General features: G+C 73.8%; 15 protein-coding genes. 4 read left to right on the forward strand and 11 right to left on the reverse strand.

The annotated features are described in order from the left end of the window. Window positions 1-227 precede the first annotated feature (227 nt). The gene (gene cobA / locus B9O00_RS02735; protein WP_085120875.1) at window positions 228-1055 is read right to left on the reverse strand and encodes a uroporphyrinogen-III C-methyltransferase; all 828 of its coding nucleotides are present in this window, start codon (window positions 1053-1055) and stop codon (window positions 228-230) included. A 44-nt stretch (window positions 1056-1099) separates the two neighbouring features. Between cobA and B9O00_RS02740 the strand changes: the two genes are divergently transcribed. After that, window positions 1100-2233 (forward strand): cobalt-precorrin-5B (C(1))-methyltransferase, encoded by a 1134-nt coding sequence (locus tag B9O00_RS02740; protein ID WP_085120876.1) that lies wholly within the window; start codon window positions 1100-1102, stop codon window positions 2231-2233. After that, window positions 2226-2957: a cobalt-precorrin-6A reductase gene (locus B9O00_RS02745; RefSeq protein WP_085120877.1), complete on the forward strand. Its 732-nt coding sequence runs from the start codon at window positions 2226-2228 to the stop codon at window positions 2955-2957. The genes B9O00_RS02740 and B9O00_RS02745 overlap by 8 nt, the downstream gene beginning before the upstream one ends. On the opposite strand, the gene cobM is transcribed toward B9O00_RS02745, so the two are convergent. The 6 genes from cobM to B9O00_RS02775 are packed head-to-tail and all read right to left on the reverse strand — an operon-like array spanning window position 2947 to window position 9547. Then, window positions 2947-3789, reverse strand: a complete 843-nt coding sequence (gene cobM / locus B9O00_RS02750; RefSeq protein ID WP_085120878.1) for a precorrin-4 C(11)-methyltransferase — start codon at window positions 3787-3789, stop codon at window positions 2947-2949. The two genes, B9O00_RS02745 and cobM, sit on opposite strands and share 11 nt — an antisense overlap. Beyond that, the gene (gene cobJ, locus B9O00_RS02755; RefSeq protein WP_085120879.1) at window positions 3786-5597 is read right to left on the reverse strand and encodes a precorrin-3B C(17)-methyltransferase; all 1812 of its coding nucleotides are present in this window, start codon (window positions 5595-5597) and stop codon (window positions 3786-3788) included. Before cobJ ends, cobM begins: the two co-directional genes overlap by 4 nt. Next, window positions 5582-6310 carry a precorrin-2 C(20)-methyltransferase gene (locus B9O00_RS02760; RefSeq protein ID WP_085120880.1) on the reverse strand — a complete coding sequence of 243 codons (729 nt, stop codon included), beginning with the start codon at window positions 6308-6310 and terminating at the stop codon, window positions 5582-5584. The genes cobJ and B9O00_RS02760 overlap by 16 nt, the downstream gene beginning before the upstream one ends. Next, entirely contained in the window at window positions 6307-7554 is a 1248-nt protein-coding gene (gene cbiE, locus B9O00_RS02765; RefSeq protein WP_085120881.1) for a precorrin-6y C5,15-methyltransferase (decarboxylating) subunit CbiE, read from the reverse strand. Before cbiE ends, B9O00_RS02760 begins: the two co-directional genes overlap by 4 nt. Next, the gene (locus B9O00_RS32945; RefSeq protein ID WP_085120882.1) at window positions 7551-8447 is read right to left on the reverse strand and encodes a hypothetical protein; all 897 of its coding nucleotides are present in this window, start codon (window positions 8445-8447) and stop codon (window positions 7551-7553) included. The genes cbiE and B9O00_RS32945 overlap by 4 nt, the downstream gene beginning before the upstream one ends. A 2-nt stretch (window positions 8448-8449) precedes the next feature. Beyond that, window positions 8450-9547, reverse strand: a complete 1098-nt coding sequence (locus B9O00_RS02775) for a sirohydrochlorin chelatase (protein ID WP_085120883.1) — start codon at window positions 9545-9547, stop codon at window positions 8450-8452. A gap of 563 nt (window positions 9548-10110) precedes the next feature. Here B9O00_RS02775 and B9O00_RS02780 point away from each other — a divergent pair. Continuing rightward, window positions 10111-10557, forward strand: a complete 447-nt coding sequence (locus B9O00_RS02780; RefSeq protein ID WP_085120884.1) for an Hsp20 family protein — start codon at window positions 10111-10113, stop codon at window positions 10555-10557. A gap of 107 nt (window positions 10558-10664) precedes the next feature. Further along, window positions 10665-10886, forward strand: a complete 222-nt coding sequence (locus B9O00_RS02785; RefSeq protein ID WP_085120885.1) for a DUF1150 family protein — start codon at window positions 10665-10667, stop codon at window positions 10884-10886. A 120-nt stretch (window positions 10887-11006) separates the two neighbouring features. On the opposite strand, the gene ptsN is transcribed toward B9O00_RS02785, so the two are convergent. The 4 genes from ptsN to lptB form a co-directional block, all read right to left on the reverse strand. Continuing rightward, window positions 11007-11471 (reverse strand): PTS IIA-like nitrogen regulatory protein PtsN, encoded by a 465-nt coding sequence (ptsN, locus tag B9O00_RS02790; RefSeq protein ID WP_085120886.1) that lies wholly within the window; start codon window positions 11469-11471, stop codon window positions 11007-11009. 21 nt (window positions 11472-11492) lie between these two features. Then, window positions 11493-12089 (reverse strand): ribosome hibernation-promoting factor, HPF/YfiA family, encoded by a 597-nt coding sequence (gene hpf / locus B9O00_RS02795; RefSeq protein WP_085120887.1) that lies wholly within the window; start codon window positions 12087-12089, stop codon window positions 11493-11495. Between the two features lie 129 nt (window positions 12090-12218). Next, entirely contained in the window at window positions 12219-13766 is a 1548-nt protein-coding gene (gene rpoN / locus B9O00_RS02800; protein ID WP_085120888.1) for an RNA polymerase factor sigma-54, read from the reverse strand. Window positions 13767-13777: 11 nt separating this feature from the next. Then, window positions 13778-14527: an LPS export ABC transporter ATP-binding protein gene (gene lptB / locus B9O00_RS02805; RefSeq protein WP_235017032.1), complete on the reverse strand. Its 750-nt coding sequence runs from the start codon at window positions 14525-14527 to the stop codon at window positions 13778-13780. Between the last annotated feature and the right edge of the window lie 14 nt (window positions 14528-14541).

Raw genomic sequence — 14541 nt, forward strand, 5'->3', positions numbered from 1 at the left:
GGATGCCCCGAGCCTCCGGGAATCACTCCCTCTCCGCCCCTTTGGGGGGGAGAGGGGCGGGGGGAGGGGGGGAACGACCTCGCCGCCGGGATCAGTCGCGCCGGAGAGCACCGCAGGTGGAGAGATACGGGAAAGGCCGGCGCGAGCCCAGCCCCCCACCTCACCCTGCCCTCTCCCCCCCCAAAGGGGCGGAGAGGGAACGCACCTGTCGGGCGACGTCACAGCGCTCACGCCCCTGCGCGCTCGCCGGCGCGTGCCCGGATCGCACCCAGCCAGTCGAGGGCGGAGCGCAGGCGCACGACCTCGCCGAGCACGATCATCGCCGGCGCCGTGGCGCCGCCGGCCGCGGCGTCCTCGACGCAGGTCCCGAGGGTCGTCTCGACGACCTGCTGCTCGGGCAGGGAGGCATGGCTGACGATGGCCATCGGCTCGGCCGCGGCGCGACCGCCGGCGAGCAGGCGCCGGCGGATCTCGTCCAGGTGCTTGAGCGCCATGTACATGACGATGACGGGCGAGCCTCGGGCGACGGCGGCCCAGTCGATGCCGTCGGGGGTGGCGCCGGTCGCGTCGTGGCCGGTCAGGAAGGTGACGACCGAGTTGGTCTCGCGGTGCGTGCAGGGGATGCCGGCGTAGGCCAGGCCGCCGATGCCGGCCGAGATCCCGGGCAGCACGCGGAACGGCACGCCGGCCTCGACCAGGCTCAGGGCCTCCTCGCCACCGCGGCCGAAGACGAAGGGATCGCCGCCCTTGAGCCGCAGCACCCTCTTCCCGGCCTTGGCCAGCTCGACGATGCGCAGCGAGATGTCGCGCTGCCTGGGGCTCGGCTTGCCGCCGCGCTTGCCGGCGTACTCGAGCAGCGCGTCCGGCCGGGCGAGACCCAGGATCTCCGGCCCGACCAGCGCGTCGTAGACCAGCACGTCGGCCTGCCTCAGGCCGTTGACGGCATGCAGGGTCAGCAGGCCCGGATCGCCCGGCCCGGCGCCGCACAGCCAGACCCAGCCGGGCTCGAAGCGCGGCAGATCGAGGCCGAGATGATCGATGCTGCTCGCGGTCATGCGCCCTCTGTTCCTCTGGAACCGGCCAGCCTATAAGCGCGGGCATGGGACGCAAGCCGGAAGGCGCGCTGAGACGCGGCTGGACCACGGGCGCCTGCGCGACCGCGGCGACCAAGGCCGCCGCCGGGGCGCTGCTCGGCGGGGAGTTCCCCGATCCCGTGTCCATCCTGCTGCCGAAGGGCGATCGGCCGGCCTTCGCCCTGGCCTTCGAGGGCCGCGACCCCGGTCCGGACGGCGGCGCGGCGACGGCCGGCGTGATCAAGGACGCCGGGGACGATCCCGACGTCACCCACGGCGCCCTGGTGCTCTCGACCGTGCGCCGGGGTGCCGCCGGCAGCGGCATCGTCTTCAGGGCCGGCGAGGGCGTCGGCACGGTGACCCGGCCGGGCCTGCCGATCCCGCCCGGCGAGCCGGCGATCAACCCGGTGCCGCGCCGCCTGATCACCGGAGTGCTGCAGGAGGCCGCGGCGGCCCACGGCCTGCCGGCCGACTTCGAGGTGGAGATCGCGATTCCCGGCGGCGCGGCCCTGGCCGAGCAGACCTGGAACCCGCGGCTCGGCATCCTCGGCGGCCTGTCGATCCTGGGCACGACCGGCATCGTCGTGCCCTACTCCTGCGCCGCCTGGATCGCCTCGATCCACCGCGGCATCGACGTCGCCCGGGCGACCGGCCTGGAGCACGCCGCCGCCTGCACCGGCAAGACCAGCGAGGCCGCCGTCGCCAGGCTCTACGGCCTGCCCGAGGGCGCCTTCCTGGACATGGGCGACTTCGCCGGCGGCCTGCTGAAGTACCTGAGGCGCCATCCCCTGCCCTGCCTGACCCTGGCCGGCGGCTTCGGCAAGTTCGTCAAGCTGGCCCAGGGCTTCCTGGACCTGCACTCGGGGCGCAGCCAGGTCGACTTCGCCTGGCTCGCCGAGCGCCTGGCCGAGCTCGGCGCCGCGCCGGCCCTGGTCGAGCAGGCGCGCGGCGCCAACACCGCCATCCAGGTGCTCGGCCTGGCGCAGCAGGCCGGCCTGCCGCTCGCCGAGGCCGTCGCCGAGCGCGCCCGGACGACCGCGCTCGGCGTGCTGGAGGGCGCCCCGGTGGCCGTCGAGCTGCTGATCGTCGACCGGCAGGGCGGGATCGTCGCCCGGACGGGTCGCCTCCCTGGCAGCCTCCCCGGCCGCCACGATGGCTAGGGTCCTGATCCTCGGCGGCACGACGGAAGCCCTGCGCCTCGCCGAGGCCGCGGTCGCTGCGGGCCATGCCGTGACGACCTCGCTGGCCGGCCGTACCGACAGCCCGCGCCGGCCGGCCGGCGCGCTCAGGACCGGCGGCTTCGGCGGCGCCGAGGGGCTGGCGGAATATCTGCGCGGCGAGGCGGTCGAGCGGCTGCTCGACGCGACCCATCCCTTCGCCGCCCGGATCGCCGCCAACGCGGCCGCGGCGGCCGAGGCGGCCGGCGTGCCGCGCCTCAAGCTGCTGCGCCCGGCCTGGCGGCCGCTCGACGGCGACGACTGGCAGCCGGTCGCGAGCCTCGAGGCGGCGGCGGCGGCGCTGCCGGCCGGCTGCCGGGCGCTGCTGACCATCGGCCGCCAGGAGCTGGCGCCCTTCCTGGCGCGCGCGGACCTGACGCTGGTCGTGCGGACCATCGAGCCGGTCGAGAACCTGCCCCCGAACGCCAGGCTGATCCGGGCACGCGGGCCCTTCGAGCCGGCCGACGAGACGGCGCTGCTGCAGGCCGAGCGGATCGACCGCCTGGTCACCAAGAACGCCGGCGGCAAGGCCGCCTCGGCCAAGCTGGAGGCGGCCCGGCGGCTCGGCGTCGCGGTGGTGATGGTCGAGCGACCGACGCCGCCGGCCGGGCCGACCGTCGCCCGCGTCGAGGCGGCGCTGGCCTGGCTCGCCGACACTAGCCGCTGACCTTGCCGGCGCCGGCCTTGTCGACGCCGGCCTTGTCGACGCCGGCCTTGTCGACGCCGGCCTTCCGGCGCGGGCGCAGCACATGGACGTGGCCGGCGTCGTAGAGCGCCGAGTCGCGGAAGCCCTCGGCGGCCAGCACCGGGCCGACCAGCACCAGCGCCGTGCGGGTGATCTTGGCGGCGCGCACCTTGTCCTGGATGTCGGCGAGGGTGCCCTCGATGAGGGCCTGGTCCGGCCAGCCGACGCGGTAGGCGACGATCGCCGGGCAGTCGGCGCCGTAGTGCGGCGTCAGGGCCTCGCGGACGTGGCGCAGGTTGCGCACCGAGAGATGGATCGCCAGGGTCGCGCCGCTGCGGCCCAGGCTCTCCAGCTCCTCGCCCTTCGGCATGGCCGAGGCCTTCATCGCCGTGCGGGTCAGGATCACCGTCTGGCTGACGTCGGGCAGGGTCAGCTCGCGCTTGAGCGCCGCCGCCGCGGCCGCGAAGGCCGGCACCCCCGGCACGACGTCGTAGGCGATGCCGAGCGCGTCGAGCCGGCGCATCTGCTCGGCGATGGCGCCGTAGAGCGAGGGGTCGCCCGAGTGTACGCGCGCCACCTCCAGGCCGTCCGCGTACGCCCGCTCGATCTCGGCGAGGATCTCGTCGAGGGTCAGCGGCGCGGTGTCGAGCACGCGGGCGCCGGCCGGCGCCGCCGCGACGATCTCCGCCGGCACCAGGGACCCGGCGTAGAGGCAGACCGGGCAGCGCTCGATCAGGCGCAGGCCGCGCAGGGTGATCAGGTCCGGGGCGCCGGGACCGGCGCCGATGAAGTGTACGCGTGGCGTCTCGGTCATCCCGCTTCCTTCTCGGCCTTGGCGGCGTAGCCGCGCGGCGTATAGACCCAGCTGCCGCCGTCGCTCCGCGCGACCCGGCGGCTCTCGCTGGAGCCGACCAGCACGACGGTCAGCATGTCGACCTCGGCCGGGTCGAGGCTGCCCAGGGTGCGCAGCCGGATCGTCTCGGCCGGCCGGCCGAGGTTGCCGGCCAGGATGACCGGCGTCTCCGCCGGCCGCCGCTCCAGCAGGATCTCGCGGGCGCGGGCGAGCTGCCAGGTGCGGCGCCGGCTGACCGGATTGTAGAAGGCGACGACGAAGTCGCCCTCGGCAGCCGCCTTCAGGCGCCGCTCGATCGCCGGCCAGGGGGTCAGCAGGTCGGACAGCGAGATCGTGCAGAAGTCGTGGCCGAGCGGCGCGCCGGCCCGGGCGGCGGCGGCCTGCAGCGCCGAGATCCCGGGGGTCACCACGACCTCGACGCGGCCCCAGTCGGGGCGTCCGCCGCGCTCCAGCAGCTCGAAGACCAGGGTCGCCATGGCGTAGATGCCGGCGTCGCCCGAGCAGACCAGCGCCACCGTGCGCCCCTCGGCGGCGAGGTCGAGGGCGGCGCGCACGCGCAGCTCCTCCTCGCCCAGGGCGTAGTCGTGGCGCGTCTTGCCGGCGGCGAGCGGCCCGAGCAGGTCGAGGTAGAGGCCGTAGCCGACCAGGTCGCTGGCCTCGGCGATCAGGCGTCCCGCCTCGGGCGTGCGCCAGGCCTCCTGGCCCGGCCCGATGCCGACGACGTGCAGCGCGCCGCGCGGCCGGCCGAGGCCGGCGGCCTCCAGCGGCGCCGGTGCCAGGGCGACGGCGCAGGTCGCGCGCCGGCTCTTGCGCTTGGCCAGCACCAGCGCGGCCTCCGCGCCGGCGGCGGCCAGCGCCGCGGCCTCGGCAACGCCGTGGCAGCCGACCTCGGCGAAGACCAGGTCCGAGGGGGTGGCCAGGCGCGGCGTCTCCTGCTCCAGGCGCCCGGCCCCGAAGAAGCGCGCCGGCACGCCGAGCGCCGCGGCCAGGGCCTGGACGGCCGGCTCGTCGGCCTTGAGGTCGAGCGAGAAGACGCCGGCCACCGCGGCCTCGGCGAGCCCCGCCTCGGCCAGGCTGTCGCGCACCAGGGCGCGCAGCTCCTCCGGCGCGCAGCCGCGCTCGCAGCCGACGCCGAGCGCCAGCAGCGGCGGATGGTAGACCAGGGTCGCGGGATCGCCCGCCTCGGCCGTCCCGGTGGCGCGCAGCACCAGACCGGCGTCGGGCGCCTGCGGCAGAGGCTCGAGCCAGGCCGCCTCGCCCTCGATCCGCACCGCCTCGCCGGCCAGCAGCCGGGCCATGACGCCCCGGGCGTGCTCCGGGTTGGCGAGCCGCCAGCCGGGCGGCGGCGCATCGAGCGCGACGCCGAGCCGCAGGTCTCCGGCGGTGGTGACGGCAGGCGCGACACCGAAGGTCCCGGCGAGCCGGCGGGCCAGGTCGTTGGCGCCCCGGTGGCCGCCGAGCAGCGGCACGACGGCGCTGCCGTCCTCGGCCAGGGCCAGGACCGGCGGCTCGGCCCGCTTGTCGCCCAGCAGCGGGGCGAGACAGCGCACCAGGATACCGGCGGCGCAGAGGCCGACCAGCGGGCGGCCGGCCGCGAAGAGCGCGCGCAGGGTCTCGCCGGTGTCCTGGAAGACGGTCTCCGCGCCCTCGACCCGGCCGGCGAGGCCGAGCAGCTCGCCGCCGAGCAGCTCCGCCGCCTTGCGGCCGCTCGCCAGGCCGCCCTGCGACAGCACGACCACGGCCGGCCGCGCCTCTAGTCTTTCGGCCATCGCCAGGCCTCCCCGCGCCGGTGGACGAGAATCATCGAGAAATAGGGGGCGGCGACCTCTCCCGCCTCGGCCAGCGGCACCAGGCGCTGCTCGGGCAGGGTCGCGCGCTCGACGTAGTGGGCCCGCTCCGCCAGCCCCTCGGCCTCGAGCAGGGCGCGGATCCGCGGATAGTGGCGGCCGAGCTTGATGATCGCAGCGGCGTCGGCCTCGGCGAGGCGCGCCCTGAGAACCGCGTCGGGCAGCGGCGCCGGCAGCACCGCCAGGCTGTCGTTGCGGGCCGCCAGCGGCTGGCCGACGACGGCGGCGCAGGCGGTCAGGCTGGAGACGCCGGGCACGACCTCGACCGGGAAGCGCTCGGCGAGGCGGCCGAAGAGGTACATGAAGGAGCCGTAGAAGAAGGGATCGCCCTCGCAGAGCACCGCGACGTCGCGCCCGGCCTCCAGGTGCCCCGCCATCTCGACGGCCGCGGCGTCGTAGGCCCGCTGCGCCGGCGCCCGCTCGGTCGTCATCGGCACCCGGATCGGCAGCTCCCGCTGGCCGCCCGGCAGGAAGCCCGCGACGATCGAGCGGGCGAAGGAGCTGCCCTCCTCCAGGGTCGGATAGGCGACGACCGCCGCCGCCCTGAGCAGGCGCAGCGCCTTCAGGGTCAGCAGCTCGGGATCGCCCGGCCCGACACCCAGGCCCCAGAGTCGTCCTGCGTGCCGTCCGGTCATGCCTCCTCCCGCGGCTTGGCGACCGCCCACTGGGTCACGGCCATCAGCGGCCGCCAGCCATGGAAGGGCCCGACCGGCTCGGCGCGCGACACGGCGATGCGCGAGAGCTGGCCGCCGTGGGCCGCCCGCAGCGCCAGGACCCGTGCCTCGCCCTCCAGGGTGACGACGTTGGCGACCAGCCGGCCGCCCGGCCTCAGCGCCGCCCAGCAGGCCTCGAACAGGCCCGGCGTGTCGAGGCCGCCGCCGAGGAAGACGGCGTCGGGCCGCTCCCGCCCCTCCCGGTCGAGCCCGGCCAGCGCCGCCGGCGCCTCACCCGAAACGACCTTGAGGGTCGGCACGCCGAGGGCGGCGGCGTTCGCGGCGATCATCGCGATCCGCCCGGCCTTGCGCTCGACCGCGACGGCCCGGCAGCGCGGGTCGCTGCGCAGCCACTCGACGGCGACCGAGCCGCAGCCGGCACCGACGTCCCAGAGCAGCGCGCCGGGCCAGGGCGCCAGCGCCGCCAGGGTCGCGGCGCGCACCTCGCGCTTGGTCATCTGGCCGTCGCCGAGGAAGGCCTCGTCCGGCAGGCCGGCGAGACGGCTCGCGGCCGGAAGCTCGGCGTCGGCGGGGATCTCGATCGCCAGGGTGTTGAGCGCCGCGACCGGCCGGTCGCCCCAGCCCACCGCCGTCGCCTCGACCCGCCCCTCCTTCGGCCCGCCCAGATGCTCCAGCGCGACCAGCCGAGCCGCACCCAGGCCCCTGTCGGCCAGCAGGGCCGCGATCCTTGCCGGCGTCTCGGCGCCGTCGGACAGGGCCAGCAGGCGCGCGCCCGGATAGAGCCGGGCCAGGACCAGCTCCAGGGGCCGGCCGTGCAAGGTCAGGGTCTCGACCCGGTCGAGGGTCCAGCCGAGCCGGGCGCAGGCCAGGGAGAAGGCCGAGACCGCGGGCAGGATCAGGCACTCGTCCGGCGCAAAGCGGCGCAGCAGGGTCGTGCCGATGCCGTAGCAGAGCGGATCCCCGGTCGCCAGCACGCAGACCGGCCGGCCGCGCCGCGCCTCCAGGACCGGCAGCAGGTCGAACAGCGGCCGCGGCCAGGTCAGCCGCTCGCGCCCGTCCCCATCGGTCTCGGGGGGGAGCATCGCGAGGTGCCGCTCGCCGCCGACCAGCACCTCGGCGGAGTCGACCAGGGCGCGGGCCGCCGGCGACAGCCCCTCGAGGCCGTCCTCGCCGAGCCCGACGATCGAGAGCCAGGGACCGGTCACGGCCGCACCTCCCGTCCCTCGCCGCGCAGGTTGAGCATCCAGGCCTCCTCCTCGACGACCGCCCGCCGCTCCGCCTCGGGCAGGGCCCAGGGCGCAGCGACGAGCCCGGCCAGGCGCCCGGCCGCATCGTCGCGCTGCAGCGCCTCGACGACGGCACGGACCTGGCGGGCGTCCTTGACCTCGGGACCTTCCGGGAGCGTCTCCAGGCTGGGATAGATCTCGGCCAGCAGCACCGCCGGCAGCGCGGTCGGATCCTGCCCGGCCTCGAAGGGCCAGATCGCGGTCTCGGCGGCGAGGGCCGGGTCGTCGCGCAGGCGCAGCAGCGCCGGCAGGCCGGTCAGCACCTGGCCGCCGACCTGGCCGTTGCCGACCAGCTTCCAGACCACGTGGGCGGAGCGGACCCGCCGGTCGACGACACGCCGCTCGGCCGGATAGCGCGTTCCGTAGCCGTCCGGCTTGCGCATCGGGACATGCTCGTAGCGATGCTGGTGCGGATGGCCCCAGAAGGGGCCGGCGCCGTCGAAGGCCTCGCGGTTGAGGGCCTCGGCGACGCGGTAGCGGTTGTTGGCGTTGTCCGGCCCGTCCTCGAGCCGCGCGGCGACCCAGTCCCACATCGCGCGCCAGCCGGGCCGGCCGGTCACCCGGAGGCCGGTGCCCTCCGGGTAGCCGAAGGGAAAGTCGAAGCCGACCAGCACGCGCCTGCCGGCGGCGCGCAGGCCGAGCAGCAGGGCGCGCAGGCGCGCGAGCGCGGCCATCCGGGTCGTCGGATTCTCCAGGGTCGTCGCGCCGCCGTCACGCAGCGCCAGCCAGATCGAATCCCTGCCCCGGCGCGGTGCCGCGGCAGCGCTCCAGTCGACCATCAGGTAGGCGTCGAAGAGACGCCCCGCGGCCATGGTCAGGCGCCTTCCTTCAGGGTGCGCGGCCCGAGCGGGTGGTCGGCATGGGGATAGGGGTGGTGATGGTGGTCGTGGGCATGGTCGTGCCCATGAGCGTGGCCGTGCTCATGGGCGTGGTGATGGTGGTGGCCGTGATCGTGCCCGCGGTCATGGTCGTGGTGATGGAGGTGGTCGTGGTCGTGGTCGTGGCCATGGTGATGATCGTGATCCTGGCCGGCGCGCGCGCTCAGGCCCTCGACATGGTGGTGGTGGCTCTCCTGGCGCAGCCCGACCTCGGCCTCGAAGCCGAGGAACTGCTCGCGGTACTTGCAGAGCTGGCAGTTCATGTTGTTGGCGCCCTCGAGGATCTCGCCGACCCGCTCGACCATGGTCTCGATCACCAGGGGATGGTCGTTGAGGTAGGGCGCCTTGACGAACTCGATCTCCGGATGGCGCGCGGCGACCCGGTCGGTCGCGTCGTAGATCCGCTGCACCAGGATGCCGGTGAAGAGGAAGTAGGGGAACACGACGATCCGCTTGAAGCCGAGCCTGACGGCCTTCTCCAGGGCCGGCTCGACGAGCGGGAAGGTGACGCCGGAATAGGCGGTCTCGGCCCAGCCGAAGCCGATGCCCTCCCACAGCATGCGGGTCACCTTGGCGACGTTCGAGTTGGCGTCGGGGTCGCTGGCGCCGCGGCCGACCACGACCAGCAGGGTGTCGTGGCGCGAGACCCCGTCCCCGGCCGCCGTCAGGGCCTGCTGCACGCGTTCGCCGGCGGCGCGCAGCATCTTGAGGTCGATGCCGAGCTCGCGGCCGTACTGGATCGACAGGCCCGGCTTGCCGGCGGCATAGGCGTTCAGCACCGAGGGAATGTCGTTCTTGGCGTGGCCGGCGGCGAACAGCATGCCGGGCACCGCCAGCACGCGGTTGACGCCGCGCTCCAGCAGGTTGTCCAGGCCGGTGCGGATGATCGGCGTCGCGAACTCCAGGTAGCCGTAGTCGACCGGCCACTGCGGGAAGCGCTCGGCAAGCCGCTCCGCCAGCACCGCGAATTCGCCGACCGCGTCCTCGTCGCGGCTGCCGTGGCCGCAGACCATCACACCGAGCCGTTCCGTCATGTCGATGCCTCTCCCCTTCCCTCGCGTTCGAGGAACCGCCGCCACGCCCGGACGGCGCGCGGAAATCCCTTTCCAACCCTGACGGCAAGGCATCGCTGACTCGCGCTCTCGCGGCGCCCCTGAGATCCACGTGGGGCGCGCGGCGCACACAGCTGCGATGGACAGTTCCGGCCTTGCCCCCCGGCTTGGGTCGGGCGCACCGGATTGCCTTTCACCCCCTGCCGGGGGACCGTCCGATGGCGCACCCTAGGCGCCGCGCCGAAAGGCGGTCAAGCCGATCCGCGGCGGCCACAGGTCGCTTTCGCGCCAGCGCCGGCTCGCCGCCAGGGCCGGCCCCGCGGGGGGAGAGGCGGAACCACGGGTCGCCCGGACGCGCTTCTTGTCCAGTTATTAGCGAATCGGTCCGAAACTGGGGCTTGCTTGACCGGGCACCCGGCGACGCCCATCTTAACAGTCGAGGCGGCGCCGATGTCGGGCCGCGGCGTCGGGCGGGGCCGAGAAGGGCCGCAGGACGTCAAACCACCAGCAGCCTTGCTCGTGAGCCAAGAGGAGGACGCTGCCAGATGACCCGTGCGTCTCTGTTCAACTCGCCGCTGTTGCTCGGCTTCGATCAGCTCGAAAGGGCTCTGGATCGCATGAACAAGACGACGGGCGACGGCTACCCCCCGTACAACGTCGAGCGGCTCAGCGAAGGCCACCTGCGCATCACGCTCGCCGTGGCGGGCTTCGCCGACGAGAACCTCTCGGTCCAGGTCGAGAACAACCAGCTGGTCATCCGCGGCAAGCAGTCCGAGGACGACGACGGCCGGGTGTTCCTGCACCGGGGCATCGCCGCCCGGCAGTTCCAGCGGACCTTCATGCTGGCCGACGGCATCGAGGTGACCGGAGCGCGGCTCGACAACGGCCTGCTGCACGTCGAGCTCAGCCGGCCGGTCGAGGCGCCCGAGGTGCGCACCATCGCCATCGAGAGCGGCGGCGTCAGGAACAGGCAGAAGCTGGTTCAGGAGTGAGTGAGATCAGCGAAGACACCAGGATTCCGAAGCGAAACAAGCAACGTGGACCGACGCCCGGCCGTGGAAAGGCGGGCCGGACGGTCGCCGAACCAGGAGCAGAAGCCATGAACCAGCACCGATCGCAGGACTTCGAGCCGCTGTCCCAGCAGGACTTCCTCGCCTTCGGCCTGAACGACGTCGCCTACCTGCGCGACGTCGAGACCGAGGACGGCGTGGTGGTCGGCATCTTCGCCGCCGACGGCACCCGCATGGCGGTGATGAAGGACCTCTCGACCGCGGCCGCCGCGGTCCGCCAGAACGAGATGGAGCCGCTCAGCGTGCACTGAGCCGCCGCCCGGCCGGGCCGCTCGTCCGGCCGATCCGATCGAACGAAAAGGCGCGCCCCCGGCATCCGGGCGGCGCGCCTTCGCGTCGCGGGGGAACCGTTCCGGGAGGGGTGGGCCGGATCAGGCGGCGTGGCTGGCCGGCGACTCGGTCAGCAGGGCGTAGAGCGCGTCGCGGCTCTCGGTGCCGCGCAGCTTCTCGCAGGTGGCGCGGTCGCGCAGCAGGCGCGAGACCCGGGCCAGGGCCTTCAGGTGGTCCGCGCCGGCCGCCTCGGGGGCCAACAGCAGGCAGATCAGGTCGACCGGCTGCTCGTCGACGGCGTCGAAGTCGATCGGCGTCTCCAGCCGGGCGAAGAGCGCATAGAGGCGGTCGAGCGCCGCCAGCTTGCCGTGCGGGATCGCGATGCCGTGGCCGATGCCGGTCGGGCCCAGGCGCTCGCGCTCGATCAGCACCTCGAAGATCTGCCGCTCGGGCAGACCGGTGATCTGGGCGGCCCGCTTGGCCAGTTCCTGGAGCGCCTGCTTCTTGCTGGTCACGCGCAGCGCCGGGATCACCGAGGCCGGCGTTATCAGGTCCGTCATCTCCATGACTCTGCCTTTCGCAAGATGTCAGGACGTGGCGCGGTTGCCGCGCGGATCGACCCAGCCGACGTGGCCGTCGGCGCGGCGGTAGACCATGTTCAGGCCGCCGTGGGACCGGTTCCGGAACATCAGCGCCGGCAGCTCGGCGAGGTCGAGCCGCATGACCGCCTCGTGGACCGTCAGCTCGGGCACTTCCATCTCCATCTCGGCGACGACCGCCGGCTCGCCGCTGCCCTCCTCGTCGGCGGCGCCTTCCGGCGTCTCCTCGGCGGACAGCACGACCTGCCGGGCCATCAGGCTCTCGGCGACCTGCTCCGAGGGCTTCGGCGCGGCGTGGTCGCGCAGCCGGCGCTTGTGCCGGCGCAGCCGCTTGGACAGGTGCTCGGCGGCCTGGTCGAAGGCCGGATAGACCTCGAGCGCCGTGCCGCTGGCGACCAGCTCGATGTTGCGGCCGACGTGGGCGGAGATCTGGGCGCGGAACAGGTGGGCGTCGCGCGACAGGGTCACCGTCGCCTCGATCGCGTCTCCGAAGTATTTGCCGAAGATCGCCGAGAGACTGCTCTCGGCGTGGCGGCGGAAGGCGTCACCGGTGTCGATGTGCCGCCCTTTGACCGTCAACTGCATCAGCGTCCTCTAAAACGACGACAGCGCGGTAAGCCCGACGAACCTGCTTGATCGGGTCGGGCCCCGCGCGAGGCCGGGACCATATGAGCGCCCCCCAGGCAAGTCAAGCAAGCCCCGGGAGCCGCCGATTCAGCGCGCCAGCGCCAGTGCCTTCTCGCGCCGCCGCTGCACCGAAGACGGGATGTTCAATGCCTCGCGGTATTTTGCCACCGTCCGCCGGGCGATTTCGATGCCCTCGGCCTTCAACTTATCCACAATCGCGTCATCGCTCAGCACCGCCTGCGGCGCTTCCGCTGCGATCAGCGTCTTGATCCGGTCGCGCACCGCCTCGGCGGCGTGCTCCTCGCCGCCGGCGCCGCCCAGCGCGGCGGAGAAGAAGTACTTCAGCTCGTAGGTGCCGCGCGGCGTCGCCAGGAACTTGTTGGAGGTGACCCGGCTGACCGTCGATTCGTGCATGCCGATCTCCTCGGCGATGTCCTTCAGGGTCATCGGCTTGAGGTGGCGCACGCCCTTGCGGAAGAAGGCGTCCTGCTGGCGCACCAGCTCTGTCGCGACCTTGAGGATCGTGCCGGCGCGCTGGTGCAGCGCCTTGACCAGCCAGTTCGCCGCCTGCAGCTGCTCGCTGACGTAGTCCTTGTCCTGGCGGGTCCGGCAATGCCGCACGACCCGGGCGTAGGTGCCCTGGTCGACCAGGACGCGCGGCAGGGTGTCGGCGTTGAGCTCGACCAGCCAGCTGCCGTCGGGCCGCGCGCGCAGCAGCACGTCCGGCACGATCGGCTCGGCGGCGCCGCCCTCGTAGGTCAGCGCGGGCCGCGGATCGAGCCGGCGGAGTTCCGACAGCATGTCTGACAAATCCTCGGCATCGCAGCCGACGACCCGGCGCAGCTTGGCGTAGTCGCGCTCGGCGACCAGCGGCAGGTTGTCGAGCAGCCGCGCCATCAGCGGATCGAGGCGGTTGCGCTCGGCGAGCTGCAGCGCCAGGCATTCCTTGAGGTCGCGGGCGAACACGCCGGTCGGCTCGAAGCGCTGCAGCCGGGCGAGCACCCGGGTGAGCTCGGCCTCGCCGCAGCCGAGCTGGCCGGCCAGCTCGTCGAGCGGCGCGCTCAGGTAGCCGGCCTCGTCGAGGCAGTCGACGAGGTAGGCGCCGATCAGCCGGTCGGCCGGCGTCTCCAGGTCCATCTGGACCTGCTCGAGCAGCAGGTCGCGCAGCCGCGGCCGGTCGGCCAGGCGCTGCTCGAAGCCGGCGTCCTCGTCGTCCTCGAAGCGGCCGCCGCGGCCGCTGCCCCAGTTGAAGGCGCCTTCGCCGCCGGCGCCCCAGGAGTCGCTGCCGCCCTCGGAGCCCTCGCCGCCGGCCGGCCAGTCGTCCGAGGGGCTGTTGTCGTCATAGACCTCGGTGCGGTCGAGCGGCGACTCGCCGGCAGCCGGCAGGCGGTCGGCGCTGGCGTAGTCGGCGGAGTCCTGCGGCCGGAAGGCGTCCGGCTCGGGCGGCATCTCGTCGGCGAAGCCACTGGGCTCGGGATCGGCACGGTCGAGCAGCGGGTTCTGCTCGAGTTCCCGTTCCACGTAGTCCGCCAGTTCCAGATTCGACAGCTGCAGCAGACGGATCGCCTGCTGCAGTTGGGGCGTCATCACCAGGCTCTGGGACTGGCGTAGCTCGAGACGCTGCGAGACCGCCATAAATCAAAGCCTTACAGCGTAAACCTTTCACCCAGGTAAACGCGACGAACGTCCTCATGGGCGACGATCTCGGAGGGCAGGCCCTCCATCAGGACCATGCCGTCGTGGATGATGTAGGCCCGGTCGACGATCTCCAGCGTCTCGCGCACGTTGTGGTCGGTGATCAGCACGCCGATGCCGCGATCGCGCAGGTGGGTGACCAGCTCGCGGATGTCGCTGACGGCGATGGGATCGATGCCGGCGAGCGGCTCGTCGAGCAGGATGAAGCTCGGGTCCGAGGCCAGCGCGCGGGCGATCTCGCAGCGTCGCCGCTCGCCGCCGGACAGCGCCATGGCCGGGGCGCGGCGCAGGTGGGTGATCGAGAACTCGGCGAGCAGCTCCTCGAGCTTGTGCTCGCGCGCCTCGCGCGACGGCTCGACGACCTCGAGCACGGCGCGGATGTTCTGCTCGACCGTCAGGCCGCGGAAGATCGAGGCCTCCTGCGGCAGGTAGCCGATGCCGAGGCGCGCCCGGCGATACATCGGCAGATCGGTGATGCCGTGGCCGTCCAGGGTCACGAAGCCGGTGTCCGGGGCGATCAGGCCGGTGATGATGTAGAAGCAGGTGGTCTTGCCGGCGCCGTTCGGGCCCAGCAGGCCCACGGCCTCGCCGCGCTGCACGGTGATCGAGACGTCGCGCAGCACCCGGCGCTTCTTGAAGGCCTTGCCGATGTTGATGGTCGCCAGACCGCGATTGTCGGCCACCAGCCGGGGGCCCGGCATCGCCTCCCTGCCGT

Origin of the sequence: Tistlia consotensis USBA 355 (genome assembly GCF_900177295.1) — a bacterium.
GTDB lineage: Bacteria > Pseudomonadota > Alphaproteobacteria > Kiloniellales > DSM-21159 > Tistlia > Tistlia consotensis.

Coding starts and splice junctions, on each gene's coding strand:
- hpf (WP_085120887.1), bottom strand. CDS start 12,089: ATGCAGTTGACGGTCAAAGGGCGGCACATCGACACCGGTGACGCCTTC.
- ptsN (WP_085120886.1), bottom strand. CDS start 11,471: ATGGAGATGACGGACCTGATAACGCCGGCCTCGGTGATCCCGGCGCTG.
- cobJ (WP_085120879.1), bottom strand. CDS start 5,597: ATGGCCGAAAGACTAGAGGCGCGGCCGGCCGTGGTCGTGCTGTCGCAG.
- rpoN (WP_085120888.1), bottom strand. CDS start 13,766: ATGGCGGTCTCGCAGCGTCTCGAGCTACGCCAGTCCCAGAGCCTGGTG.
- B9O00_RS32945 (WP_085120882.1), bottom strand. CDS start 8,447: ATGGCCGCGGGGCGTCTCTTCGACGCCTACCTGATGGTCGACTGGAGC.
- B9O00_RS02780 (WP_085120884.1), top strand. CDS start 10,111: ATGACCCGTGCGTCTCTGTTCAACTCGCCGCTGTTGCTCGGCTTCGAT.
- B9O00_RS02760 (WP_085120880.1), bottom strand. CDS start 6,310: ATGACCGGACGGCACGCAGGACGACTCTGGGGCCTGGGTGTCGGGCCG.
- cobM (WP_085120878.1), bottom strand. CDS start 3,789: ATGACCGAGACGCCACGCGTACACTTCATCGGCGCCGGTCCCGGCGCC.
- B9O00_RS02785 (WP_085120885.1), top strand. CDS start 10,665: ATGAACCAGCACCGATCGCAGGACTTCGAGCCGCTGTCCCAGCAGGAC.
- B9O00_RS02740 (WP_085120876.1), top strand. CDS start 1,100: ATGGGACGCAAGCCGGAAGGCGCGCTGAGACGCGGCTGGACCACGGGC.
- cobA (WP_085120875.1), bottom strand. CDS start 1,055: ATGACCGCGAGCAGCATCGATCATCTCGGCCTCGATCTGCCGCGCTTC.
- B9O00_RS02775 (WP_085120883.1), bottom strand. CDS start 9,547: ATGACGGAACGGCTCGGTGTGATGGTCTGCGGCCACGGCAGCCGCGAC.
- lptB (WP_235017032.1), bottom strand. CDS start 14,527: ATGCCGGGCCCCCGGCTGGTGGCCGACAATCGCGGTCTGGCGACCATC.
- B9O00_RS02745 (WP_085120877.1), top strand. CDS start 2,226: ATGGCTAGGGTCCTGATCCTCGGCGGCACGACGGAAGCCCTGCGCCTC.